This is a genomic window from Nocardia alba NBRC 108234, assembly GCF_001612665.1.
GTDB lineage: Bacteria > Actinomycetota > Actinomycetes > Mycobacteriales > Mycobacteriaceae > Nocardia > Nocardia alba.
In genome coordinates this window covers 132085-156231 of record NZ_BDAX01000018.1, presented here as the reverse complement: position 1 = coordinate 156231, position 24147 = coordinate 132085, and the positions used below count along the sequence as shown (strand labels likewise).

21 protein-coding genes are annotated in these 24147 nt (G+C 67.0%); 14 read left to right on the top strand and 7 right to left on the bottom strand.

Going from position 1 to position 24147, the window contains the following annotated elements:
* Positions 1–36 precede the first annotated feature (36 nt).
* Positions 37–714 carry a Rossmann-fold NAD(P)-binding domain-containing protein gene (locus NA12_RS19795; protein ID WP_067453174.1) on the bottom strand — a complete coding sequence of 226 codons (678 nt, stop codon included), beginning with the start codon at positions 712–714 and terminating at the stop codon, positions 37–39.
* Between the two features lie 71 nt (positions 715–785).
* The gene (locus NA12_RS19790; protein WP_067453171.1) at positions 786–1700 is read right to left on the bottom strand and encodes an SDR family oxidoreductase; all 915 of its coding nucleotides are present in this window, start codon (positions 1698–1700) and stop codon (positions 786–788) included.
* A gap of 99 nt (positions 1701–1799) precedes the next feature.
* Here NA12_RS19790 and NA12_RS19785 point away from each other — a divergent pair, with 99 nt between their 5' ends.
* From NA12_RS19785 to NA12_RS19770, 4 genes are all read left to right on the top strand, one after another.
* Positions 1800–2483 (top strand): TetR/AcrR family transcriptional regulator, encoded by a 684-nt coding sequence (locus tag NA12_RS19785; protein ID WP_067453167.1) that lies wholly within the window; start codon positions 1800–1802, stop codon positions 2481–2483.
* A 141-nt stretch (positions 2484–2624) separates the two neighbouring features.
* A complete protein-coding gene (locus NA12_RS19780) occupies positions 2625–3026 on the top strand; it encodes a hypothetical protein (protein WP_132370035.1) in 402 nt (133 codons plus the stop codon).
* 188 nt (positions 3027–3214) lie between these two features.
* The gene (locus tag NA12_RS19775; RefSeq protein WP_067453161.1) at positions 3215–4198 is read left to right on the top strand and encodes a GlxA family transcriptional regulator; all 984 of its coding nucleotides are present in this window, start codon (positions 3215–3217) and stop codon (positions 4196–4198) included.
* Positions 4199–4214: 16 nt separating this feature from the next.
* Positions 4215–4937, top strand: a complete 723-nt coding sequence (locus NA12_RS19770; RefSeq protein WP_067453159.1) for a DJ-1/PfpI family protein — start codon at positions 4215–4217, stop codon at positions 4935–4937.
* Positions 4938–4956: 19 nt separating this feature from the next.
* On the opposite strand, the gene NA12_RS19765 is transcribed toward NA12_RS19770, so the two are convergent.
* From NA12_RS19765 to NA12_RS19755, 3 genes are all read right to left on the bottom strand, one after another.
* On the bottom strand, positions 4957–5655 hold the full coding sequence (locus NA12_RS19765; RefSeq protein WP_165914838.1) for an MspA family porin: 699 nt from the start codon (positions 5653–5655) through the stop codon (positions 4957–4959).
* Between the two features lie 217 nt (positions 5656–5872).
* Entirely contained in the window at positions 5873–7171 is a 1299-nt protein-coding gene (locus tag NA12_RS19760; RefSeq protein ID WP_067453153.1) for an LLM class flavin-dependent oxidoreductase, read from the bottom strand.
* 14 nt (positions 7172–7185) lie between these two features.
* The gene (locus tag NA12_RS19755) at positions 7186–8130 is read right to left on the bottom strand and encodes an LLM class oxidoreductase (protein WP_084472934.1); all 945 of its coding nucleotides are present in this window, start codon (positions 8128–8130) and stop codon (positions 7186–7188) included.
* A 265-nt stretch (positions 8131–8395) separates the two neighbouring features.
* On the opposite strand from NA12_RS19755, the gene NA12_RS19750 reads away from it, so the two are divergent.
* Positions 8396–9604: an acyl-CoA dehydrogenase family protein gene (locus NA12_RS19750; protein WP_067453150.1), complete on the top strand. Its 1209-nt coding sequence runs from the start codon at positions 8396–8398 to the stop codon at positions 9602–9604.
* A gap of 61 nt (positions 9605–9665) precedes the next feature.
* Here the strand turns inward: NA12_RS19750 and NA12_RS19745 are convergent, their stop codons facing one another.
* Positions 9666–10607 (bottom strand): TauD/TfdA dioxygenase family protein, encoded by a 942-nt coding sequence (locus NA12_RS19745; protein WP_067453772.1) that lies wholly within the window; start codon positions 10605–10607, stop codon positions 9666–9668.
* A 278-nt stretch (positions 10608–10885) separates the two neighbouring features.
* Here NA12_RS19745 and NA12_RS19740 point away from each other — a divergent pair, with 278 nt between their 5' ends.
* Positions 10886–12199, top strand: coding sequence for an NtaA/DmoA family FMN-dependent monooxygenase (locus NA12_RS19740; protein WP_084472958.1), 1314 nt, complete (start codon positions 10886–10888; stop codon positions 12197–12199).
* A 171-nt stretch (positions 12200–12370) separates the two neighbouring features.
* Positions 12371–13330 (top strand): LysR family transcriptional regulator, encoded by a 960-nt coding sequence (locus NA12_RS19735; protein WP_243655007.1) that lies wholly within the window; start codon positions 12371–12373, stop codon positions 13328–13330.
* Positions 13331–13647: 317 nt separating this feature from the next.
* Here NA12_RS19735 and NA12_RS19730 read toward each other — a convergent pair whose 3' ends face one another.
* Positions 13648–14469: a sulfurtransferase gene (locus NA12_RS19730; RefSeq protein ID WP_067453145.1), complete on the bottom strand. Its 822-nt coding sequence runs from the start codon at positions 14467–14469 to the stop codon at positions 13648–13650.
* 513 nt (positions 14470–14982) lie between these two features.
* Between NA12_RS19730 and NA12_RS19725 the strand changes: the two genes are divergently transcribed.
* The 7 genes from NA12_RS19725 (at position 14983) to NA12_RS19695 (ending at position 24144) form a co-directional block, all read left to right on the top strand.
* Positions 14983–16566 (top strand): ABC transporter substrate-binding protein, encoded by a 1584-nt coding sequence (locus NA12_RS19725; RefSeq protein WP_165914839.1) that lies wholly within the window; start codon positions 14983–14985, stop codon positions 16564–16566.
* Entirely contained in the window at positions 16542–17612 is a 1071-nt protein-coding gene (locus NA12_RS19720) for an ABC transporter permease (RefSeq protein WP_243655008.1), read from the top strand. Before NA12_RS19725 ends, NA12_RS19720 begins: the two co-directional genes overlap by 25 nt.
* Positions 17609–18478 (top strand): ABC transporter permease, encoded by an 870-nt coding sequence (locus tag NA12_RS19715; protein ID WP_207905635.1) that lies wholly within the window; start codon positions 17609–17611, stop codon positions 18476–18478. Before NA12_RS19720 ends, NA12_RS19715 begins: the two co-directional genes overlap by 4 nt.
* Before the next feature lie 14 nt (positions 18479–18492).
* Positions 18493–20151 (top strand): dipeptide ABC transporter ATP-binding protein, encoded by a 1659-nt coding sequence (locus NA12_RS19710; RefSeq protein WP_067453138.1) that lies wholly within the window; start codon positions 18493–18495, stop codon positions 20149–20151.
* Complete coding sequence (locus tag NA12_RS19705; protein WP_067453136.1) at positions 20148–21386, top strand: NtaA/DmoA family FMN-dependent monooxygenase; 1239 nt, start codon at positions 20148–20150, stop codon at positions 21384–21386. The genes NA12_RS19710 and NA12_RS19705 overlap by 4 nt, the downstream gene beginning before the upstream one ends.
* Positions 21387–21410: 24 nt before the next feature.
* Positions 21411–22799 (top strand): NtaA/DmoA family FMN-dependent monooxygenase, encoded by a 1389-nt coding sequence (locus NA12_RS19700; RefSeq protein WP_067453132.1) that lies wholly within the window; start codon positions 21411–21413, stop codon positions 22797–22799.
* Between the two features lie 103 nt (positions 22800–22902).
* Positions 22903–24144 carry a phosphoribosylaminoimidazolecarboxamide formyltransferase gene (locus NA12_RS19695; protein ID WP_084472930.1) on the top strand — a complete coding sequence of 414 codons (1242 nt, stop codon included), beginning with the start codon at positions 22903–22905 and terminating at the stop codon, positions 24142–24144.
* Positions 24145–24147 lie beyond the last annotated feature (3 nt).

Below are 24147 nucleotides of genomic sequence, written 5' to 3'. Positions count from 1 at the left end.
CCGCCCACGACCCACTGGAGCGTCTGCGATCGGCGGTCAGGGGCGCGATGATGCGGCGGCGGTGATGGCGCGGTTCTCCAGGACATGGTCGGGCCAGCCGTGGCGGGCGAGATGGAGGGCGGTTCGGCCCAGCTGTCCGGTATCGGTGAGGAGGGCTGGGGCCAAGCGGAGTCGCCGTAGCAAGGGAGTCAACGGGGCGACCGCGGTTGCCGCCCACCGGTATGCCGCGGTGTTGGAGCGCTTGCGGTGAGCGGGGAGGACGAAGCCCGGCCGCAGGGCGTATCCATTGGGGAAGGTCGCGATGATCAGGTTCTCGGTGCGGCCTTTGACCCGGGCCCACCGGCTCCGGCCCTGCCCCGTGCTGTCGGTGCCACCGCCGGAGACGTAGACGAAGGTGGCGTCGGGGTGGGTGGTGGCGAGGTGGCGGGCCGCTGCACTGGTGAAGCCGTAGGTGATTCGTTCGTAGTCGGCGGCGTCGACCTGGCTCGCGGAGACGCCCAAGGCCCAGAAACAGGCGTCGATGTCGGCCAGTTCGTCACCGAGGGCGGTGAAGTCGGTGAAGTCGCTATGGGTGCGGTGGCGCAGTTTCGGATGGGTGAGCCCCGGTGGGGTCCGTCCGATCGTGACGACCTCGGTGACGTCGTGGGCGCGCAGGCTCTCCTGGAGGAAGCCGTCGCCCACCAGGCCGCTCGCGCCGAAGATCGCTACTTTCATGTCCGGACTCCTGGGTGTCGCGAGATCGCCGAAATTGTCACGGCGAGCATCGAGTGGGCCGCGCGGTGGTGTCAACGCGGGTCGGGAATTGTTGCACCGGTGAGGGTTTCGGCTTCGGTCCAGAGCCTCGCGGCGCTTGCTCGGTCGCGGCCGGAACGCGGCAGCGTGACATGCTTGGACGGGCCGATCAGTCCCCATCGGGGCCCGTAGTAGCCACCGGAAACCGCACCGGGGCTGGTCGCGGCGTAGAGCAGTGGTTCGGTGCCCTGTTGCGGACCCTGGGACGGGATGGCCTTGTAGGCGATCGTCTCGAGCAGGCCGGGGCGGCCGCCGTTGAGGTTGGGGCCGGAGGTCATCAAATTGGTGCGGGTATAGCCGGGGTGCGCACCGGCCGAGACCAGGTTCCAGCCGCGCTGTTCGGCGAGTTCGGCGAGGTGCGTCATCATCAGCATGTCCGCTAGCTTGGACTGGGCGTAGGCGCGGAACGGGCTGTAGTCGCGGGCGGACTGGAGATCCTCGAAATCGATGGTCGCCCGGTTGGCGGTTCCGCTGCTCATCGTGGCGACCCTGGGCGCGGGCGCGTCGAGCAGCAGCGGCAGCAGGCCGATGGTCAGGGCGAACGGGCCGAGGAAGTTGCTGGCCAGCTGGAGCTCGAAACCGTCCACGGTTTCGGTGCGCGCGGGCACATTCATCACCCCGGCGTTGTTGATCAACAGGTCCAGCGGGCGAGCTTCGGCGCTGAGCGCCGCGGTGAACTCCCGCACCGACGACAGGTCGGCCAGGTCGAGCCGGTGGACCCGCACCTGGGCGTCGGGATGGGCGGCGCGGATCTCGGCAGCGGCCTCATGTCCCTTGGCGGGTGTGCGCACCGCCATGATGACCTCGGCACCGGCTCCGGCGAGGCGTTTGGCGGCCTCCTTGCCGGTGCCGCTGTTCGCGCCGGTGACGACGGCGATCTTTCCGTGCTGGTCAGGGACCTGATACATCGTGAACTCCTTTAAGTACTGCCGGTATCTTGTACGCCACCCACGGTAAAGTACTGCCGGTATGTTGTCAACGAACCGTCGGTACTTTATTCTTGAACGGTGACTTTCCAGCGAGCCCGCACCGATGAGCAGCGCACACAGCGCCGGCGCCAGATCCTGGACACCGCGGCCGCGATGCTGCGCGAGATGCCGGTAGCCGAGCTCAGCCTCAACGCGTTGAGCCGTCGCGCCTGCCTGGCCAAGGCCAATGTGCTGCGCTACTTCGAGTCTCGCGAAGCGATCCTGCTCGAGCTCCTCGACACCGAAATACAGGAATGGATCCGCGAACTGGATCGCACGATGTCACCCGTCGGCGGGTCGGTGACCGAGCGTGGCGACCAACTCGCCGACGTGCTCGCTGTCTCGCTGGCCGCCCGGCCGGTGCTGTGCGATCTGCTCAGCGCCCAGGGCTCGGTTCTCGAACGCAACATCTCCACCGACCTCGCCATCGGTCACAAACATGCCGCCCGTCGATCGCTGAGCGCCCTGCAGTCGCTGATCATCCGAGATCTGCCCGAACTCGGTGATGCCGGAGCGAGCGCACTGATCGAGACGACCCTGCTGATGGCGATGGCCGCGTGGCCGTGCAGCCACCCCGCCGAAGCGATGAAGGCCGCCTACGCCGCCGATCCCGGGCTGGCGGCGATGCGGGTGAACTTCGTCGACGTCGTGCGCCGAACCGCCGCGGTCGCGATCTCGGGGCTGATCGCCCGACAGCACGACACGGACCTGTTTCGTCCGTAGCACCGACGGAGAGAGGACCGTGGAAGAGGTTTCGGTCCACTGTGATTCAATATTCGGTTCGCTCGATTCACATACATCGTGCGGGCTGCTGCCGACGGGACGATTCCCCCGGCGCATCGTTTCGCGAAAGGACAATCTGACATGACACGGTCTGCTCTCCGACGCACTGTCGCGATGATCGGAGCCGGGGGCGCGCTAGCCGGGGCCGTCGTCGCGGGAGCCGGTGTCGCCGCTGCCGCCGAGGTCCCCGCCTACGGCAACGTCCGCTACGTCTTCTGCTCGGACGTGCAGGCGGACAACGAGATCACCTACTACGACGCCCTCGGCAAACGCGACGAGGTGGTGACGCTGACCGATCCCATGGAGGGTGACCGGTGGTGTCGCAATGTCGACGCGTTCTTCGTCAAGAAGTCGTACATCTGGTCGGCGATCGCGCATCCCGAAGCCCGCTACGCCTACGCCGCGGTGTACGTGAACGGCAAACTGGTCGCCCGCGACGAGGACCGCTCGACCTACGGCTACGCAAGCGCGCATGCCATGTAGCCAGTCGTTCGCGACGCCGCTGGACTGTCGATACGCCGGCTCCTCGCGGAGCCGGCGTATCGCGTTCGCGACGATTGGCGCGGCTGTTCTCGGTGTCGGGTCGGCAGGGCCGGTGTCGGTGGCAGCGCAGCACTGAGTGGCGTCCATGTCCTGATCTGTGGGGGTCATGGCCTTTACGCGCCGGGATAATGCGCAACACTGGAATCGTGAGGTCAGTCGTTGTTCTCGGGTACACGGGAGTCCAAGCGCTGGATCTGGTCGGTCCGCACGAGGTGTTCAGCACGGCCAACCACTACCTGACCAGACGGGGTCGCGCCGAGGACGGCTATACCGTCAGCGTCGTCACGCGTGGCGGTGAACCTGCCACGACCGATACCGGGCTCGCGCTCGTCGCCTTGCCACTGCCCGACCCTCGCGACCCGATCGACACGCTCGTGCTGCCCGGCGGCATCGGGGTCGACGAGGTGCGCGGCGATGCCGACCTGGTCGGCTGGATCAGGATCGCCGCCGAGCACGCCCGCCGGGTCGTCAGCGTGTGCACCGGAGCGTTTCTGGCCGCCCAGGCCGGCCTGATCGATGGGTGTGTCGCCACCACCCACTGGGCCTTCGCTGCACGGCTCGCCCGCGAATTCCCTTCGGTCACCGTCGATCCCGACCCGATCTTCGTTCGCAGCGCCGAGGGCGTGTGGACCGCGGCCGGGGTCACCGCAGGCATCGACCTGGCCCTGTCGCTGGTCGAGGACGATCACGGAACCGAGGCCGCCCAGACTGTCGCCCGCTGGCTCGTGCTGTATCTGCGCCGTCCGGGCGGGCAGACGCAGTTCGCCGCGCCCGTCTGGATGCCACGCGCCAAGCGCGCGCCCATTCGCGCTGCGCAGGCGGCGATCGAGTCCGAACCCGGTGGCGCGCACAGTGTTTCCGCACTCGCCCGGCGGGCCGCGATGAGCCCGCGGCACTTCACCCGGTTGTTCACCGATGAGGTGGGCGAGGCGCCGGGCGCCTACGTGGAGCGGATTCGCACCGAGGCGGCGCGGCGCCAACTCGAGGAGACCGACGACACCATCACCGTCATCGCCGCTCGGTGCGGATTCGGCAGCGCCGAGTCGCTTCGGCGGAATTTCGTTCGCCGGTTGGGTATTTCACCCGACCGGTACCGCAAGTCCTTCGCCTGAGACAGAGGAGCGACCAGTGCAGATCGCGATCGTGGTGTACCCGGGATTCACCGCCCTGGACAGTATCGGCCCCTACGAGGTCTTACAGCGGCTACCCGATGCCGAGATTCGTTTCGTCTGGCACGAGCCCGGCCCGATCGTGGCCGATTCGGGTGTGCTGCTGGTCGGCGCCACGCACTCGTTCGACGAAACCCCCTCGCCTGACCTTCTCCTGGTGCCCGGCGGCATGACATCGATGGAACACGCGCGTGACGAGAAGCTGCTCGACTGGGTGCGCCGCGTCCACGCGACCTCGACCTGGACGGCATCGGTGTGCTCGGGCTCGCTGATCCTGGCCGCCGCGGGCCTGCTCGACGGTCGCCGCGCCACCTCGCACTGGCTGATGCTGCCCGCCCTGCGGCCCTTCGGCGTCGACCCCGTCGGCGACGAGCGGATCGTGCACGAGGGCAAGATCGTCACGGCGGCCGGGGTATCCGCCGGTATCGACCTGGGACTGTGGTTGGTCGGTGAACTCGCCGGCCGGGCACAGGCCGAGGCCATTCAGCTGGTGATCGAATACGATCCCCAGCCGCCCTTCGATTCCGGCCATGTGTCCAAGGCATCGGCCGCCGCCAAGGCGCGGGCGACCAAACAGCTGGGCAAGGAGTCCGTCCAACTGCACCAGATCCTGCCCACGGTGCAACTGCTGTGGACCGCATCGATCCAGCGTGTGCGCGCGAGGAGCGCCCGCAAGCATTGAGCCGACCGTGCGGGACTCGCTACAGCACGGCGGGCTCGCCGAACACCGCTCCGCTGTCGTCGACCTCGGGTGTTCTGGTCAGCACGTAGGTGTATTGGCGGATCGTGGCCGGGCCGACGCAGTTGTCGACTTTGATGTGGAAATCGCGGGTCACGATCTGCACGGTCTTGCCCGGGATGAGCGGCTTGCCCTCCCCGATATCGACGTTGGTGATGTCACCGGGCTGCAGTTCCAATTCCACGAAAAGGCCCGGGTCGACCGCGATGGCGGGGGTGACGCCGTTGAACTCCTGCACCTGCCCGGACTCCTGAGTCTGGGACTCCACCGTCTCGCCGGAACTCGCCCGCTCGACCGTCGACGACTGCGCCTGCTCCGTCGCGTAGTTCTGCTGCGGCCCCTCGAGGTCGAATTCCGTGGTGGGATCGATGCCGGGCAGCACGGCACCGAGCCTGGCGGGACAGCCCACGGAGTATCCGGTCTTGAGCACGCCCTCGGCCTGCCCGTCGAGCCGGGCGTACGCGACAGTGGAAACCAAGGCCTCACGGCTGGTGGGCGTGATGTTCAACGGTGCGATTCGATAGATGACCTCGTCGTGTGTGCCGACGGTAAAACTGCCCATACTCGACTCGAAAGTCTTCTCGTGTGGCGGCAGAATGATGTTATCGGCATGCGCGGTCGGCTGCGACAGAATGGCCAGCGCTGAGACGGCGTAACTCACTCTCCGGATGATTCGCAACATGACCCCGGACACTAGTGAATCCGACCGCCTTTTCCCTGTCGTCACACGGGCGCGTGTCCCGACCGATACGGCTTCTTCTTCACGCGTTCATTCGGCACCACACCGATCAGTTCGTGGTGGCGAGCATTTCGGGCAGCTTCTGAGCGGGGCGCACGTCACCGAATGAGCGATAGACGGTGTCCAGCGGGCCCGACTTTCACACCGCTGTTCGCGCCCGTTCCTCGATCGAGCCGAAGCGGGCGCGAAGAGTTGATTCGGTGTATTCGTGCCGGAACAGACCGCGCCGACGCAAAATCGGGACCACTTCGTCGACGAAGATCTCCAAGCCGGAGCTGAAGGCGTCGGGCATCAGGTTGAAACCATCCGCCGCGCCCGCGCGGAACCACTGTTCGATCGTGTCGGCTACTTCCTCCGGTGCGCCGATGATCCGGCGGTGACCGCCGTCGCCGAACTCGGCGATGGCCTCGCGCAGTGTGTATCGGCCACCCGTGGCCCCGATGCGATCGCCGATACCGCGCACGACCGACTCACGGAAGCCGAGCGAAGCGGTGAATCCGTCGGGATCGGGAAGATCGGCCAGTACCTCGGCAGGGAACGGCTCGTCGAGGTAGTAGGGGACCAGGTCGTGGGCCAGGACCGCGCCGAGCCTGCGGAGTTCGTGGATGGGCCCGAGTTGATCGCGGGCACGCTCGTAGCGTGCGACGGCTTCGGCATGGGTGCTGCCGATGATGGTGATCAGGCCGGGCAGGATCGCCACCTCGTCGCGCCCGCGGCCGTGTCCGGTCGCGATCTGCTTGACCTGCTCGTAGTGTTCGATGCCGGCCGCGAGCGAGAGTTCGGCGCTGAACACCGCGTTCGCGGTGCGGCCCGCCAGTTCCCGGCCCTGAGGCGATCCGCCTGCCTGCACGATCAAGGGGTGTCCCTGCGGCGAAGGCCCGAGCGGGAGTCGCCCGGAGATCGTGAAATGCGCGCCGCGGTGGTCGATATCGCGGCCGTCGACTGCTCCCTGCCACAGCGCGGTCACGGCGTCGACGAATTCGTGGGCGCGCGAATAGCGCTCGGCTCGGCTCGGCACTGCGGTGAGGCCGAAGTTTCCGCCCGCACCGGGGTTGTAGGTGGTCACCGCGTTCCAGGCGGCGCGCCCCCCGCTGAGGTGGTCGAGGCTGAGCAGGCGCTCGGCCAGTTCCACCGGATCGTTGAAGGTGGTCGACAGCGTGCCGATCAGTCCCAGATGAGTGGTCGCGGCGGCGACGGTGGCCAGGATGGTGGTCGGCTCCAGCGCGCGACCGGGCTTGAGTCGCGGGTCTTCGCGCACAGCCGGGTTGTCGGCGAGAAAATACGCGTCGAGGGTGCCGCGTTCGGCGATCCGGCCGATCTCGGCATAGTAGTCGCCGGAGACGACTGTATCCTTCGGCAACCCGGACAATTCCAGCGCGGCTCCGCTGATGCCGAGGTCGAGCACATTCACATTGAGGATGACGTGGGCGCGGCTCATTGGTAGTGGTCCCTTCACGAAGCGACGAAGACGGGCCGATGCCGGTTCAGATCGGGTTCGGCGCGGCGGGCGATGCCGAGATGGGCACGCAGCGTGGCTGTTGCGTCGCTCTCGCGCAGACGCACGAGACCGGCGTCGGCCAGGGCGGGCAGGGTGCGTTCGACGAAGTCCGCCGCGGCGGACAGGTCGAGCCGGATCAGCACACCGTGAATATCCGGGCGCGCCGCGAGCTCGGTGAGCGTTGCGCGATCGACGTCGGCCAGTGCCGGGCCCGCGTCGAGCCGCACGTGCAGGTGTACCGACTCGGGAAGGCCGGCGCGGGCGGCGGCTATCTCGTCGAGGGTGGCGGTCACGACATCGGCGACGGCTAGCAGGGCAGGGTCGTCGCCGCGCTCGTAGCGCCACCAGACAACCGGTTCGCCCTGCGGGGTGGTGGGTACGTTGAGTGGTCCCGTGGTCGGGTACACGCCGGTGTGGTCGGCATAGCGAACAGGGAGATCCGCAGTGCCGGTCAGGGTTTCGATCGGCCAGGTTCGCCACAGGGCCCGCGTCGCGGTGACCGCGTCGGCCAACTGGACGGCGCCGAGTGATCGCTGTCGGTTCCAGCTGCCGCGTTCGGCCTGGCCGAGGGTAGTGGCGCGGTCTTCGCGCAGGGCGAGCCAGCCCGCGCGACCGTGGGCGATGTGATCGAGGGAGGCGAGGCGCCGAGCGATGTTGTAGGGATGGTCGCGCTGCGGGGAGGCCGCCGCGACGATGCCGAGTCGATGACTGTGACGGGCGAACAGGGTGCCCACGATCGCCGGGCTCAGCGACTCGGCGGTACCGGTCGCTCGATCGGCCCCGAGGGCGACGTAGCCGATCCCGGCAGCGTCGAGTAACTCCGGCACATGGTCGAAGCCGGTGCCGACTGTTCGCGCGAGTTGACTGTCCGAAATCTCCACACCGACGACCAGCGTCATGCTCGACCTCCCATTTCTCATCGAAAGAACCAACGATCGAGCGCGCCGGAATTACGCACGATGGTGCCGGATCGGTGCGGGTGTATCAGATAGTGTGACTTTACAATCGGTATGAAGTGCGGAGAAGTATTCTCCTCACCACGCTCGAAACACGATCATCCAGCTGCGCTTCACACACGCACCCTCCGTCGCTACACGATCACTGTATGAATTACAGGTAAGAAAAGTATTGTCCGCGCTTTCCCGCGCTCACATACTGATCGCCATGACCACGACTGCCGCACCCGGCCCCGCCTCCCTCGATTCACCGCGATTGCGGGAGGCGATCGAGGCGATAGCCCAGGACGCGCGCCGCCGTCTCGACGCTCCCACGGAGCGACCGGACCTGGCGTTGCGGCTCATCCGCGAGCTCCGCCTCGGCGCGGTGCGGGTGCCCGCCGCCGACGGTGGCGGCGGATACAGCACCAGGGAGCTGTTCGAGCTGCTGATCCGGCTCGGCGAGGCAGACCCCGATGTGCCCCATATTCTGCGCATCCACTACGGCTTCGTCGAGGAGCTGCGCCGTGATCCAGCGGAATATCGGGATCGGCCCTGGCGCGAGGAAGTGGTTGCCGGAAAGCTGTTCGGCGGCGCCAGTTCCGAGCTCGAGAATCGGGTCGGCGTATACAACTTCGACACCACCCTGCTGCCCGATGGCGAGAATTTCCGGCTGAACGGCCGCAAGTTCTACAGCACCGGCAGCCTGTACTCGGACTACCTGCGTATTACCGCCAACGACGAGGGCGGCGGTCAGATCAGCGCGCTCATCCCCGCCGACCGGGCCGGCGTGGTGCACGCCGACGACTGGGACGGCCTCGGCCAGCGCCACACCGCAACGGGCACAACCATTTTGGACAATGTGCTGGTCGAACCGTCGGAGTTGCTGCCGTTCCGGCCCGTCGGCTCCGACCGGCGACCCGGCGGCGCCCAGCCGCAACTGCTGTTGCACGCGATCGCCGCCGGCATTCTGCGCGCGGTCACCGCGGACGCGGCGGCATTGTTGCGCGACCGGCCACGTTCCTACACGTGGGGCAACGCGGACGAGTCGCGCGAAGACCCGCAGTTGCTGCAGATCGTGGGCGAATTGTCCTCGGCTGCTTTCCTGGTGGAGGCCGCAGTGCTGGCCGCGGCCGATACTCTGGGCCGCGCCGTCGACCACGCGCACGCCCACGGCCGAGTCGACAACGACCTCGAGCGGGCGGCTTCGCTGGCGGCGGCGAGGGTCAAAGTGGGGGTCGAGGAGATCGCGTTGCGGGCGGCGGGCGAGCTCTACGGCGTCGGCGGGGCGTCGGCGATCCGCCGGTCGACCCACCTCGACCGCCACTGGCGCAACCTACGAACCCTGTTCTCGCACAACCCGACAGCGTTCAAGGCGCGTGCGATCGGCGACGCGGTCGTCAACGACGCCCCCTTGCCCACCGTCGGCTTCTTCTGAGAGCGACAACGCGATCGAGGCCGCAACCCGAAGAGATTGCGGCCTCGATCGCGGGCAGCGCTCAGGCGCCGTAGAACGGGTCGCCTTCGACCGATTCCGACTCGCGCCCGTCCACACCGCGTGGGATGTCGCCCTCGATGGTGACCCGGTAGAGCACCCGGTCGTGGCCGAGATGTCCGGCATCGGGAATCGCCAGATGGGCGGTGGCGCGGTTATCCCAGAACGCCACACTGCCGGGCTGCCATCGGAAACGCACGGTGTACTCGGTGCGGGTCGCTTCCTCCCACAGGGCCTCGAGCAGCGCTGAACTCAGCCGTGGACCCAGATTGCGCAGATTCTTGGCCTTGCGGGTGAAACCGGGGCTCACGAACAGCGCCCGCTCGCCGGTCTCCGGGTGCACCCGCACCACCGGATGGAAACTGCGCAGCGGCTTGGCGGCGAGCACGTCGGCACGGGAGCTGCCCCGCGAGGCCCTGGTCTCGAAGGTGTGTTCGGCGTCGAGCACATCAGCGAACGCGCGCAGTTCGGCGGGCAGATTCTCATAGGCCGCAACGAGATTCGTCCACGCGGTGTCGCCACCGTAGGGCGGCAGAATGTCGGCGCGCAGCACGGAGAACGCGGGCGGATTCACCAGCGCCGTCACATCGGTATGCCAGCTGCTGTCGTAGGAGGTGCGTTTGCGTCCGTACAGCTCGTCGTAGCGGCGGCTGTCGATCGGCAGGATCTCCGGAAATCCCTTCGGCGGGTGCTCCTCGTAGGGATGGGCGGGCGTCACCTTGCCGAATCGGCGTGCGAAAGCGATCTGTTCGGCGTGCCCGATCGTCTGATCCCGGAAGAATACTACCTTCCACTTCAGCAGGGCTCGGCGGATTTCGCCGACCACCTCTTCGGAAAGGTTGTCGGCGAGGTCGACACCGGTTATCTCCGCACCGGTGTAACCGGATTGCGGAAGCACGGTAATCGTCGATTCGGCCGCGCTGTTTTCTGTTGTCAGGACTGTCATCGGACCCACCACCTGAATCTGTTCTGAATATTAGGTGCGATTCAGTCTATTTCCGACAGCGGGCCGGGCCACGATTTGCGATCGGCAAGATTATCTACAGTTTCGATGAAGATGGGCTTGAAATCCGTCCTCGCCGGGCCCACGAGGACCTGTCCCGAGGGACTGAGGGCCGCATAGCCTGCCAGCGAGAAATCGGCGGTTACAGCGTGTTCGGCTACGGGATACCTAAAGCTGCGCTGCGTGTCGAAAGGCCCGTCGCGACTGGCTCAATGGCGTGGGTGAGCGATCGACATGTGCACCTGAACGTCAATTCCAACGGCCTGGGCAGGCATCAGGCGGGCTGGCAACTCAGCGCGCGCCCGCGCGAATTCCTCGATCTGTCGGCCTGGGAGGAGCTGGCCAGGATCGCCGAACGCGGCCTGCTCGACGCGGTGTTCCTGGCCGATGTCCTGGCCAGTTCCGATTTCGCCAAGCCGTGGAACGCCTTCGATCCGTTCGTCCCGCTCGTCGCGGCCGCCAGGGTGACCAGTCGGGTCGGACTGGTCGCCACGGTGTCGTCGACCTATCGTGAGCCCTACGACATCGCTCGGTTGGCGTCCTCGCTGGACTTCGCCTCCGACGGCCGGGCGGCGGTCAATATCGTCACCACCATGTCGCCCGGAGCCGCGGCCCAGTACGGCAGGGCCGCGCTGCCCGAGCGTGATGTTCGCTACGGGCGGGCGGCGGAGACCTTCACCGTCATCAAACAGCTCTGGGATTCGTGGGCACCCGACGCACTCGTCGCCGACCCGCGGACCGGCACCTTCGTCGACGAGAGCAAGGTCGGCACCGTCGATTTCCATGGTGAGCACATCCGGTTGAAGGCCCGCTTCCAGTTCCCGCGCTCGCCCCAGGGACGACCGGTGGTGTTGCAGGCCGGTGGTTCCCCGCAGGGCATCGAACTGGCCGCCGAGCACGCCGACGCGGTGTTCAGCGCCGCGCACACCCTGGCGTCTGGCCAGGAGTTCTATCGCACGCTCAAGGCGCGCGCGGCTGCCTACGGTCGCGGTCCCGACGAAATCCTCGTGCTCCCAGGACTGTTCATCGTGCTCGGCAGCACCGAGGCCGAAGCGAAACAGCGTCGAGCCTGGCTGGACGGACTGACCACCGCCGAAGACCAGCTGGCGGGCCTGCACGGGCTGGCGACCCGTCTCGATGTCCCCGCCGACAGCCTGGAACTGGACAAGACCCTGCCCTGGGAGCTGATCGACCGCCCGGACCGCACACCGCGCAGCGTCGGTTTCGCCAACGCCACCCTTACCGTGGCCAAGGAGGAGAACCTGACCGTGCGTGAACTACTGGCCCGCGATATCGTCGGCCACCGCACCATCGTCGGCACTCCCGAACAGGTGGCCGACTCGATCGAGGAGTGGTTCACCCAGGGCGCGGCCGACGGGTTCAACGTCAACTTCGACGTCTTCCCTCAGGGATTGGAGCAGATCGTCGACCACCTCGTGCCCGAACTCCAGCGGCGCGGAATCTATCGCACCGAGTACACCGGGACCACCCTGCGGGAGAACCTGGGCCTGGCCGAACCCGCCCGGGCGACGTGAGCCGCGCCGTTCGGATAGCGGCCGACCTCGGATGCGAGTAATCTCTGCAGTCGTGTCCGCCGCAGAACTCCCGGTCGGCGCCGTTTTCTTGCGGTCGCTCCATCCTTCCTGTCCCCGCTGACGTTCGTCAGGGTCGATCAGGCACGCCCAGGGTGGGCGACAAGGAGTGACATGTCTCGACAGGCAGAAACCGGGATTCCCGACTTACGGCGCATGATGTTCCTGTGTGATCTCGCCGAGCTCGGCACGGTCGTCGCTGTCGCCGAACGGCGAAACATCACCAGTTCCGCGGTGTCCCAACAACTTCGGGTGCTCGAGGACGAGATCGGAATGATCCTGTTCCGCCGTGACGGGCGCACTTTCGGACTCACCCGTGGCGGTGAGGTTCTCGTCGAACACGTCCGCCATGTGCTGGCGGCCGTGGACGAGGCGGTCAGCGCTGTCGCCGCCACCGGCAAGACCGTCGCGGGGCGGATCACCGTATCCGGCTTCACCATCTCCATCCCCGGACTGATCGCGCCGATGGTGCAGCGGCTCAGCCGCGATGTCCCGGATCTGCGGACCAGAGTGCTACAGATCGACACCGTCCCCGCCGTACGCGCGCTGCGGCGCGGCGAGCTGGATCTGGCTATCACCTGCTGGTACCACTTCGGCGGCGGGGAATCGCTGGCCGGGCTGGTCAGCGAGGAGATCATGGTCGATCCGATCGTGCTGCTCGCCCCCGAACGACTGCACCGGCGGGTACGGATGTTCGGACTCGCGGCCTTGGCCGAGGAGCCATGGATCACCGCGCCTCCCGGCGGCGCGCTGGCCACCGCCGCGGCCAGAGCCGCCGAGGCGGCCGGGTTCACCATGAAGGTGGCACACCGGATGGAAGGCGCCCAGAACGTCGCCCAGTTCGCCGCCAGCGAGGTCGCCTCCGCGATGGTCCCGCTGCTCGCCGTTCCCCCCGGCGCCGAGCGTCTGATCGTCGACGGCCTCGACCTCGGCGGTCGTTCGATCTGTGCCACCTATCGCGAAGGCCGCCAACGAGATCCCAATATCCGAGCGACCCTGCACGTGCTGCGCGGTGTGGTCGCCGACCGCTCGGCGCTGCCCGCCCGACCGGACGAACTCGGCGCCGCGTCTTGACCACCCTCGATACGGTTCGGATGACTCGCCGGCCGCTCGGCCTGGTCATGGGTGTGCCAGGTGCCGCTGATGCGGTGGTAGGCGGAGGTCGTGCCTCGATGCTGGTGGGAAGCGACCCGGCCCGACTACTGCCTCGCCCGACCGCGATGAACACGGTCTGCCTCGAGCTTGCGGGTCACGACGGGTGCGAACAACGCTGTGCGGCTGCACGAGTCCGGCAGCCGAACCGCGCGCACAGTCGCCGACCGATGCCGTGGCATCGGCCGAGGCTGATCGACCGGCGTGTTCGGCACGCGCCGGTCGAGGAGATCGGTCGCTCAGCCCCGGTCGGCGCCGGTGGCGATGAGTCGGGTCGGGTCGGTGCGGTATTCCGACAGCGACCCCGCGTAATAGCCGGCGGGCACACCGATCTTGGCCAATGCCAGCACGCTCAGCGCCGCCGCGTTACCGACCACGCAGTACAGACCCACCGCGGTGTCCGCTTCGACGCCGAGCTCGCGATACTGGGCACGCAGCGCCTCGTCGTCCTTGAGTAGCCCGTCCTCGGTCAGATTGGCCGCACCGGGCAGGTATCCGGCGCCGGGGATGTGGCCCTGCGCGTACGGCTCTGCGCCGCGCGTATCGAGCAGTACACCGGAGCGGGCCAGTGCCGTGGCCTCGTCGGCATCGAGTGTGGGCAGCGAACCGGTGCTGACGACGAAGTCGCTCGCCCCCTCGGCGGCGATGTCGTCGGTGAGGATGCCGCCGACGCTGACCCATGCTTCGGCGCCACCGTCGAGGTAGCGCACATCGGGGACACCGGCCCAGCGCAGTGTCCACCACGCGCGGGCGGCCACTGCCGCGGCGTCGGGGCTGTAGGTGACCACGATCGAGTCCGAGGTGATCCCCCAGCGCCGCACCGCGGCCTGGATCTGCTCGGCCGACGGCAGCGGAAAGGTCCCGGAGGTCTCGGTCTCGGGTCCGGCGAAATCGGCGAGGGTGGCGGCGTGGGCGCCCGGAACGCGTTGGCCCGCTTCCCCGATGGCGCGCGGGGACCGGCGGACCTCCAGCACGACGACATCGCGCCCAGCGGCGATCTTCTTCTGCAGTTTCTCGGCGGTGATCGCGACGCGATCCACGCGGACAGGTGTGCTCGTCATGGTGGTGTTCCTTCCACTTCGGGTGTCTCCCGCCGGAGTCTGTCAGCGGCGTTGTCGCGAAACCACCGGGTTCGGCTACACCTTTCGCGTAGTCGAACCCGGTGTTTATTTACGCAGTAATCGATGTCGCCGATCATTGTGTGACAGTTGATATTCGAGAGCGATCCAGGGTGAAGCGCAGCTTATCGTGGTGTGCAGTTTCGGTTTACGCTCGCACGGGCCGTGCTCGCATTCGGGTCTGTGAAGCGGAACTGAAAGGTCGTATTCGAAACGTGTTGAGGGGAATGCTTTTTCGAACGCGGCGAGGAACATACAGTGAGACTGAATTGCTGGTATCGCCGCTACTTCCAGACGCCCGCCGCGTGAGTGCCTAATTCCGTGCGAATCTGTCGGATGAAGCAGGTCGAAGCAATTCTCTCGAAACGTCAGTTCGTCGTGCCGCGCCCCGCCGCGGGCAGAGGAAAGAACAAGGTATCCCTAGTGCGAATACATTGGCGTCCCGCCGTAATCGGTGTGATCGCGAGCACCATGCTGCTGTCGGCATGCTCGGGCGGCAATTCGGTCGATCGTGGTTCGCGCAGCAGCGATCCCGTTCGTGGAGGCACACTGGTGTTCTCCGATGTCGCGGCGGTAGCGTCCTGGCAGACCCAGGCTCTCGGCTCCTACACCTCGGGCAATGCCCTGAATTCGGTGTTGGATCGACTCACCCACTTCGACAAGAAGACGAAAAAGCTGGTCAGCTGGATCGCCACCGACTTCACGCAGAACGCCGACGCGACCCAGTTCACCTTCACCATCCGCGACGGTGTCACCTTCAGCGACGGCACGCCGCTCGACGCCGCTGCCGTGAAAGCCAACTTCGACCTGTGGGGACTGGGCAACAAGGACCGCCAGATCCTGCCGAGTCGCTACGTGCCCGACTATGACCGCGCGGAGGTCGCGGGTAAGTCGGTGACGGTCCATCTGAAACAACCCAATGCGAGCCTGTTGTTCGCGACGTCCTCGATATTCCTCGGACTGGTCGCCCCGAAAACCCTCGCGCTGAGCAACATCGACCAAGGCCGCCCCGAGAACGTGGTCGGGTCGGGTCCGTTCGTGTTCCAATCGCAGGTTCCCGATCAGGAGATCGTGCTGACCCGACGCTCGGGCTATGCCTGGGCGCCTGCGTCGGACGGTAATCAGGGCGAGGCATACCTGGACAAGGTGGTCATCAAGGTCATCCCGGAAGTCGGGTTGCGCAGTGGTGCGCTGTTGGCGAAACAGGTCGATGTCGCGCGCGGCATCCAGCCTTTCGACGAGAAGCCGGTCCGTGCCGCGGGATACGACGTGTACGCCGAACCCGGTGTCGACCTCACCGCGAACTTCGCCGCGTTCCGGATCGGCAACGAGTTCGTCGCCGACGAACGCGTGCGCAAAGCGCTGTTGATCGGGTTCGATCGCGCCACACTGGTGGAAACGGTGCTGTCGGAGTCGTTTCCGCGCCCGTACTCGTTGCTCAATCGCGCCGACGCGGGTTTCGTCGACCTGTCCGACCGGTTGAAACCGGATGTGGAACTGGCGAAGAGGCTGTTGGACGAGGCGGGCTGGGCCAAGGGTGCGGGCGGTCTGCGGTACAAGGACGGCAAACCGCTGGAACTCACCATCCCCGGCGCCGTCCAGCAGCCGGCGGTGCAGCCCACCTGGGAGTACATCGAGCAGCAGTGGCGTACGGACCTGGGCGTCAAACTCAATGTCCGATCCGGTGATCCCGCCTTCGCCAGCGCCGCGACCACCGACAAGAATGTGCCGCTCACGCCGACGCGGACCTGGCTCTACAACGGCCTCGCCTCGATTTTCGTCGGTCCGCGTGCCACCACTCTGTTGCAGGACGATCCCGGCCTGCTCGCTCTCTATGAGCGCGAGCGCCGCGCGACCGACCCGGCCGAGCGTGTTCGGGTCGTCCAAGACCTCCAGCGGTACCTGATCGACAAGGCGTATGTCTTGCCGACCTCGGAGGAGTCACAGGTGTTCGCGGCGCATCCGAAGGTGCGCATCGATTTCCTCTCCGCCACCTACCCGGACTTCCAGTCCGCGTGGATCGACCCGGCGGTGCGCTGACCATGGTGCGCTACCTGCTCACTCGCGCCGGCTATGCGGTCGCGGTGGTGTGGCTCGCTTACACCTTCACGTTCGTGGCGATCGAGCTGCTGCCCTCGGATCCGATCACGGTGTATCTGTCCAGGATCAGCGAGGGCAGCACGGTCGATCCGACTCTGGTCGAGGCGATGAAGCAGTACTACGGCTTCGACCGTCCACTGCCGTTGCGGTACCTGAATCAGCTGTGGCTGCTCGGGCACGGCAATTTCGGGTACTCGCTCAACGCGGCCCGCCCGGTGACCGAACGGATCGGGGAGGTGATCGCGCCGACGGTGACCCTCGCGGTGTCCGCGCTGACGGTGGCACTGCTGCTCGCCGCGTCGGTCGTCACCGTCGCGGTGCTGGCGACCAACGCCACGGTCCGCTCGCTGACCCGTTCGGTGCCAGCCCTGTTCAGCGCGATTCCCACCTTCTGGCTCGGCCTGGTCGCGTTGCAGGTGTTGTCGTTCCAGCTCGGGGTGATGACGATCTTCCCCGATGGCAGCTTGCTTTCGCAGATCGTTCCCGCCGTGGTGCTCGGTATCCCGCTGTCGGCGCCGTTCACCCAGGTGCTGCTCAAAAGCGTGGATACCGCCTATCAGCAGCCCTATGTCAGTGTCGCGCGCGCCAAGGGCGCTACCGAACGTCAGGTCTTCTTCACCCACGTAGTCAAGGCGGCGGCCGCGCCCGGCCTCACGATGATCGGACTGGCCACGGGGACCTTGTTGACCGGGACGGTCGTCACCGAGACGGTGTTCTCCCGTTCGGGTGTCGGCAAGGTGCTCGAGGAGGCGGTGTCGCGGCAGGACGTCGCGTTGGTGCAGGGTTTCGTGCTGTTGTCGGCGGTCATCTTCGTGACGATCAATCTCGTCGTCGACCTGATCTACCCGCTGCTCGATCCGCGCGTCACCGCGGTACCGCGACGCAAGCTCGCCGCCGGGTCGGCAAATGAGCTCACCATCGGCTCGGCCGTGCCGGTTCCGGCGGTCGCCGCTGTGCCGGGTCAACCAACGAGGAGTCCATCGTGACCACACTCGCCGACCGGAGCGGGTCGACCCCGGCCTCGGCTCCCACGGCATCGCCCGCTCGAAAGTGGCTGCGCGACAACATCACCCAAGGTATCGCGATCGCGATACTGGCAGTGGTCGGTCTCTGGGTAGTGTTCCCCTCGCTGTTCACCGCCCATGATCCGATCGTCGGGGACGGCCGCAAGCGTTTCTTGCCGCCCAGCCTCGAGAACTGGTTCGGCACCGACTTCCTCGGTCGAGACGTTTACGCCCGCGTCGTATTCGGCACCGCGCACACCCTGCAGGGCGCCGCCGTCGCGATCCTGATCGGGTTGGTGGTCGGCGCGTTGCTCGGCGTGGTCGCCGCGTCCGCGCCCGGGCCGGTGGAGGTCGTGATACTGCGGCTGGTGGACGTGCTGCTGGCCATTCCCGGCCTGTTGCTCGCGTTGTGCATCGTCGCGACGATCGGACCGAGCCCCACCGCGGTCTCGATCGGGATCGGCATCTCCGCGATCGCGCCGTTCGCCCGCCTCACCCGATCCGAGGCATTGCGGGTACGGACATCGGAATTCGTCGAGGCGGCCCATATCTCGGGCGCGGGATTTTGGAGCTCGCTGTTCAAACACGTGCTGCCCAACTCGGCGGGACCGGTCCTGTCCTTGGTCGCGGTCGAGTTCGGTGCCGCGATCCTGTCCATCGCCGCGCTGGGATTCCTCGGCTACGGAACCATCCCGCCCACTCCCGAGTGGGGCGCGCTGGTCGCCGAGGGACGCACCTATCTGGCCACCGCGTGGTGGCTGACCACCCTGCCCGGCGTGATCGTCATCGTCGTCGTTCTGGCTTTCAACCGGGTGAGCCGTTCGCTGCTCACTCTCGGCCGCTTGTGAAATAGGGAAATCCCATGTCAGCAGAGAAGATCCTCTCGGTGCGCGACCTGCGCGTGAGCTACGGCGGCCCGGACGTGGTGAGCGGGGTCGATTTCGATATCGGAGCCGGCGAATTCGTCGCGTTGGTCGGCGAATCGGGCTCGGGCAAATCCACCGTCACCAACGCCGTCACCGGCCTGCTGCCCCGGCAGGCGAAGATCACCGGCTCGATCGAACTCGACGGTCACCAACTCGTCGGCCTGCACCCGCGACAGTTCACGAAACTGCGCGGCACCAGCGTCGGCCTCGTTCCGCAGGACCCGGCGCTGTCGCTGAACCCGGTGCTGACCATCGGTCGCCAGGTGGGCGAGGTGTTCCGGTTGCATCATCGCGGCCTCGGACGCCACGAGATCCGGCGCCGCTCGATCGAACTCCTCGATCAGGTGGGCATCGATCGCGCCGCGCAACGTCTGCGCCAATATCCGCACGAGTTGTCGGGCGGGTTGAAACAGCGGGTGCTCATCGCCATCGCGTTCGGCCTCGACCCTCGCCTGCTCATCGCCGACGAACCCACCTCGGCCCTCGATGTCACCGTGCAGAAACAGGTACTCGCGGTGTTCGATCGACTCACCGCCGAACACAACACGTCGGTACTGTTCGTCACCCACGATCTGGCGTTGGCCACCGACCACGCCACCCAGGTACTGGTCATGCGCGGCGGCGAACTGCTCGAACAGGGTCCGGTGGCGCAGGTGGTACGCGCGCCCGAGCACCGGTACACCGGCGTGCTGCTCGACGCGGCGGCGGTGCACTTCCGCGACAGCCACACCCGGGCCCGCGACACCGGCACCGAGGTACTGGTGCGCGCCACCAACCTGGTCAAGCGGTTCGGGGTTCGGGGCGGGGGCAGCACGAGTGTCGCAGCGGTCGACGACGTGTCGTTCCAGATTCGCCGCGGCACTACTTTCTCGCTGGTGGGGGAGTCGGGATCAGGAAAGTCCACGACAGCGCGGCTGGTACTCGGTCTGGTCGAAGCGACCTCGGGCACAGTCGAGTTGGACGGGGTCCGTCAGGATCAACGTAACTTTCGCACCCGCCGTGAGTACTGGCGACGTATTCAATACGTGTATCAGAATCCGCAGATCGCGCTGGACCCACGCTTCACCGTGGAGCGCGTCATCGCCGAGCCCCTTGTCGAATTCGGGATCGGTGACCGGGCCGAGCGGCGTGCCAGGGTGGTGGAGTTGCTCGAACAGGTCGGGTTGCCCGTCGAGTTCGTCCGTCGTCGGTCTCGCGACCTGTCCGGGGGCCAGCAACAGCGCGTCGCCATCGCCAGGGCACTGGCACTCGGCGCGGAAGTGATCGTGCTGGACGAGGCGCTGTCGGCGCTGGATGTGGTCACGCAGGCACAGATCTTGGCGCTGTTGCAGCGCCTTCAACGCGAACTCGGAGTCACGTACCTGTTCATCTCCCACGACCTCGCCGTCGTGCGTCAGATCTCCGACGACATCGGCGTCCTACGCCGTGGGAAATTGGTCGAGACCGGTTCGGTCGCCGACATATTCGACCGTCCACGCCACGAGTACACCCAGGAACTACTCGCCTCGATCCCCGGCCGCCGTTACGGGCCGGTGTTGGCCGCACGCGACCGTGCGCTGGTCACCGTCGGCGCCGAGACGGCGGTGTCAGCATGACCTACCTGCGGTTCAATGTGAATCTGCTGCCCGGCCCATTGGGCACCGAAGTACCCGGCCAGCATCCCTTCATCGATATCGAGGAATTCACAGAAGCTGCGAAACTGGCCGAACAGGGACGGCTCGACGCGGTCTTCTTCGCCGACTCCCAGGCGATCCCGCCGCCGGGAGCCAACGGGTTCGGTTGGGCGCTCGATCCGTTGACCGTGTTGCCTGCCATCGCCCGCGAAACCGAACGCATCGGGCTGATCGCCACCGCGTCCACGACCTACGCCCAGCCGTATCAGCTGGCACGGGCGATCCTGTCCATCGATCATCTCTCCGGTGGCAGGGCCGGCTGGAACATCATCACCACGATGGAACCGACCGTCGCCCGTAACTTCGGACTCGATTCCCCGCCGCCGCGTGCCGAGCGCTACCGCCGGGCCACAGAATTCGCCGAGGTGGTGCTCGCGCTGTGGCGCAGTTGGACCGACGATGTCGCCGACCGGTGGGACCCGGCGAACCTCCAGCGCACCCCGATCGACCATCGTGGCGAATTCTTCGCCGTCGCCGGGCCCCTGCAGTTACCGAAATCGCGTCAGGGGATTCCGGTGGTCTATCAGGCGGGTGGGTCCGACGACGGGCTGGCGCTGGCAGCCGAATTCGCCGACGCGGTGTTCACCGTCGGTGTGGAGGAGTCAGCGTCGGCGCGGTTTCGGGCACGGCTCAACAGCGCGGCCCGAGCCCGGCGCGGCCGCGACGTGCAGGTGCTGCCCGGCTTGAATCTGACTGTGGGCAGCACCGAGGCCGAGGTCGCCCGGCTGCTGGGCGAGGCCGAGGCCGAAGTCGAGAACAACGGTCTGGCAGAGCGTTTCGCCGAGCGATATGGGTGGGAGGTAACCGATCTCGATCTCGACGGCCCGGTGCCCGACCTCGCATACGGCGAGGACGCACGCTCGATCGGCTTCGCGCGCGGTGGCGTCGAATTGGCCCGCGACACCCGATTGTCGCTGCGTCGATTCCTGGTGGTCGGCGGTGGCGGGCATCGGCGACTGTTCGGCACTCCGGAATCGATCGCCGAGGATCTGATCGGGTGGCAGCGGCGCGGCTCGGCCGACGGATTCAACCTCAGCGTCAGCTCACTGCGCGATTTCGTCGACCGGGTAGTCCCCCTGCTGCAGGAACGCGGGGTCTACCGCCGTGAGTACGCCGGTACCACCTTGCGCGCCAACATCACCCAACACACCGGCTGAACCCCCGAGAGGAAACGACCGACGATGACTCGCCCCCGGCTGCTGCTCAACGCGTTCACCATGAACACCGCCACCCACGTCTCCTATGGCACCTGGCGGCGCGACGACACCCGCCAAACCGAATTCCACACCCTCGACCCCTGGCTCGAATTGGTCGCGATCCTCGAACGAGGCACCTTCGACTCGGTGTTCTTCGCCGATGTCGTCGGCCTCTACGACGACTACGACGGCGGCTGGGACACCCACGTCACCGAGGGCCTGCAAATCCCCAACCATGATCCCGCCGCGCTGGTTTCGGCGTTGGCGGCGGCGACCGAGCATCTCGGGATCGTGATCACCAGCTCGGTCCTGCAAGATCACCCGTTCTCCTTCGCCCGCAAGATCTCGACCCTCGATCACCTCTCCGGCGGACGGATCGGCTGGAACATCGTCACCAGCGCACTGCGCAACTCCGCGCGTAACTTCGGGCTGTCGGACCGCTTGGCGCACGACAGCCGCTACGAGTGGGCCGAGGAATACGCGGAAGTGGTCTACAAACTTTGGGAGGGGTCATGGGACGACGGTGCCCTGGTCCGGGATCGCGAACGCGGAATCCATGCCGACCCCGCCCGGGTTCACAAGATCAACCACCACAGCCCCCGGTATTCGGTGGAGGGCCCGCACCTGTCGGCGCCCTCACCTCAGCGCACCCCGGTTCTGTTCCAAGCCGGCACCTCGGCGGCCGGCCGAGCGTTCGCCGCCCGGCACGCCGAGGGGGTGTTCATCAGCCAGGGCTCACCCGAAGCCGCACGCGAGGTCATCGAACACACGCGAGGTCTGGCCGCCGCGGCCGGCCGGGCACGCGGTGACATCAAGTTCTTTCAAGGACTGACCGTGATCGTGGGCTCCTCGGAATACGAAGCGCGCCGCAAAGCCGCCGATCTGGACTCCTCGTTCAGCGAGACCGGATTGCTGGCCCACCGCAGCGGCAGCATCGGCATCGATTTCGGCGGGTTGCCGACCGACACCCCGATCGGTGATCTGGCCGATCAGGTGCAGGGCACTCGCAGCGCCATCGAGGGACTGATTCGCGCGGCGGGTGGGCGAACCGATGTCACCATCGCGGATTTCGTTCGGCACAAACAGCAAGCCACCCGGATCGTGGGAACCCCCGAGCAGATCGCCGACGAACTCGAACGCTGGCAAGACGCCGGTGTCGACGGCATCAACCTGCAATATCTGGTGACCCCCGGCAGTTTCGCCGAATTCGCCGACCATGTGGTGCCGGTTCTGCGTGCGCGAGGTCTGGCCCAACACGAGTACAGTCCCGGCACCCTGCGCCGCAAACTGACGGGCGCCGACAACATCCTGCCCGATACCCACCCCGCCCGGGCCTGGCACGGCGCGTTCACGCCCGCTCCCGTGGCGCCGTGATCATGGCGAGTATTCGAGAGCTGTTGCGCGCCTTGGCGTAATCGCCATCCAGTGCCAGGCGTAGGGTCGGTGTCGACCGGGACCGGAGTAGTCGAGCCCCCGCATGCGGCTCGCTTCGGCGGCAGACGCGGCCACTCGGGTGCCGGGGCCCGACAGTTCTTCTTCGACCACGCTTTTTCGAGGAGCCGCGACCATGGACCTGCGCTACGGCATCAACCCGCAGCAGCGATTCGCCGAGTCCGCGCCGGTGGTTCCGGATCGTTGGCCCGTGCGATGGGTGAACGGCGAGCCGTCCTTCATCAACCTGCTCGACGCGCTGAATGCCTGGCAACTCGTCCGGGAGGCGGGCTCGGCGCTCGGCACACCGGCGGCCGCGTCGTTCAAGCACGTCTCACCCGCCGGTGCGGCCGTGGCCGGGCCCCTCGATGAGGTCATCACCGAGCTCTACGGAGTCGACGTCGCGGCAGGCGAGCTCACCAGCGCCTATGTGCGCGCCCGCGACGCCGATCCGAAGTCGTCCTACGGGGATTTCGCCGCCGTCTCTCACCCCGTCGACGAGGAACTCGCCGATGTGCTGTCCCGGGTCATCTGCGACGGGATCATCGCGCCGGGCTTCGAACCGGGCACGGTCGAGAAACTGAGCAGGAAGAAGAAGGGCCGCTTCGTGGTGATCGAAGCCGACGACTCCGTGGCACTGCCGGACCGCGAAGTCCGCGAAGTGCTCGGGGTGCGGCTGACCCAGGAGCGCGACGCGGTGCCCATCTCGCGAGAGCTGCTCGCCTCGGCCGACGCGGAGCTGCCGGAGGCCGCGGTGCGCGATCTGCTGCTCGGTCTGGTGGTGCTGCGCTACACCCAGTCCAATTCGGTGGCCTACCTGCGCGACGGGATGGCGCTCGGTATCGGCGCGGGCCAGCAGTCGCGGGTGGACTGCACCCGGCTGGCGGGGGCCAAGGCGGACACCTGGTGGTTGCGTCGCCATCCGGTGGTGCGCGCGCTCGATTTCGCCCCTGGTCTCACCCGCCAGGACCGGATCAACTGGCAGGTCCGCTTCATCGAAGGCGACCTGACCCCGGACGAGACCGAACGCCTCGCCGCCGGGTTACGCACGCCCGCAGGTGAACTCACTGCCGACCTGCGCGCCGAATGGCTGCGCGGACGCACCGGGGTCTCGTTCGTCTCCGACGGCGCGTTGCCGTTCCGCGACAACGTCGACCACGCCGCCCGCCATGGCGTGTCGTTCATCGCCGAACCGGGCGGGTCCATTCGTTCCACGGATGTCGAGGCCGCCTGCCGCGAACACGGGATCGCCCTCGTGCACACCGGTCTTCGGCTGTTCCATCACTGAGTT

What these genes read in the sequence shown, in the direction of transcription:
- NA12_RS19760 (WP_067453153.1), bottom strand. Translation starts at nt 7,171, where the DNA reads ATGAGCCGCGCCCACGTCATCCTCAATGTGAATGTGCTCGACCTCGGC.
- NA12_RS19775 (WP_067453161.1), top strand. Translation starts at nt 3,215, where the DNA reads ATGCGCAACACTGGAATCGTGAGGTCAGTCGTTGTTCTCGGGTACACG.
- NA12_RS19795 (WP_067453174.1), bottom strand. Translation starts at nt 714, where the DNA reads ATGAAAGTAGCGATCTTCGGCGCGAGCGGCCTGGTGGGCGACGGCTTC.
- NA12_RS19750 (WP_067453150.1), top strand. Translation starts at nt 8,396, where the DNA reads ATGACCACGACTGCCGCACCCGGCCCCGCCTCCCTCGATTCACCGCGA.
- NA12_RS19745 (WP_067453772.1), bottom strand. Translation starts at nt 10,607, where the DNA reads ATGACAGTCCTGACAACAGAAAACAGCGCGGCCGAATCGACGATTACC.
- NA12_RS19700 (WP_067453132.1), top strand. Translation starts at nt 21,411, where the DNA reads ATGACTCGCCCCCGGCTGCTGCTCAACGCGTTCACCATGAACACCGCC.
- NA12_RS19730 (WP_067453145.1), bottom strand. Translation starts at nt 14,469, where the DNA reads ATGACGAGCACACCTGTCCGCGTGGATCGCGTCGCGATCACCGCCGAG.
- NA12_RS19755 (WP_084472934.1), bottom strand. Translation starts at nt 8,130, where the DNA reads ATGACGCTGGTCGTCGGTGTGGAGATTTCGGACAGTCAACTCGCGCGA.
- NA12_RS19695 (WP_084472930.1), top strand. Translation starts at nt 22,903, where the DNA reads ATGCGGCTCGCTTCGGCGGCAGACGCGGCCACTCGGGTGCCGGGGCCC.
- NA12_RS19790 (WP_067453171.1), bottom strand. Translation starts at nt 1,700, where the DNA reads ATGTATCAGGTCCCTGACCAGCACGGAAAGATCGCCGTCGTCACCGGC.
- NA12_RS19780 (WP_132370035.1), top strand. Translation starts at nt 2,625, where the DNA reads ATGACACGGTCTGCTCTCCGACGCACTGTCGCGATGATCGGAGCCGGG.
- NA12_RS19735 (WP_243655007.1), top strand. Translation starts at nt 12,371, where the DNA reads ATGTCTCGACAGGCAGAAACCGGGATTCCCGACTTACGGCGCATGATG.
- NA12_RS19710 (WP_067453138.1), top strand. Translation starts at nt 18,493, where the DNA reads ATGTCAGCAGAGAAGATCCTCTCGGTGCGCGACCTGCGCGTGAGCTAC.
- NA12_RS19705 (WP_067453136.1), top strand. Translation starts at nt 20,148, where the DNA reads ATGACCTACCTGCGGTTCAATGTGAATCTGCTGCCCGGCCCATTGGGC.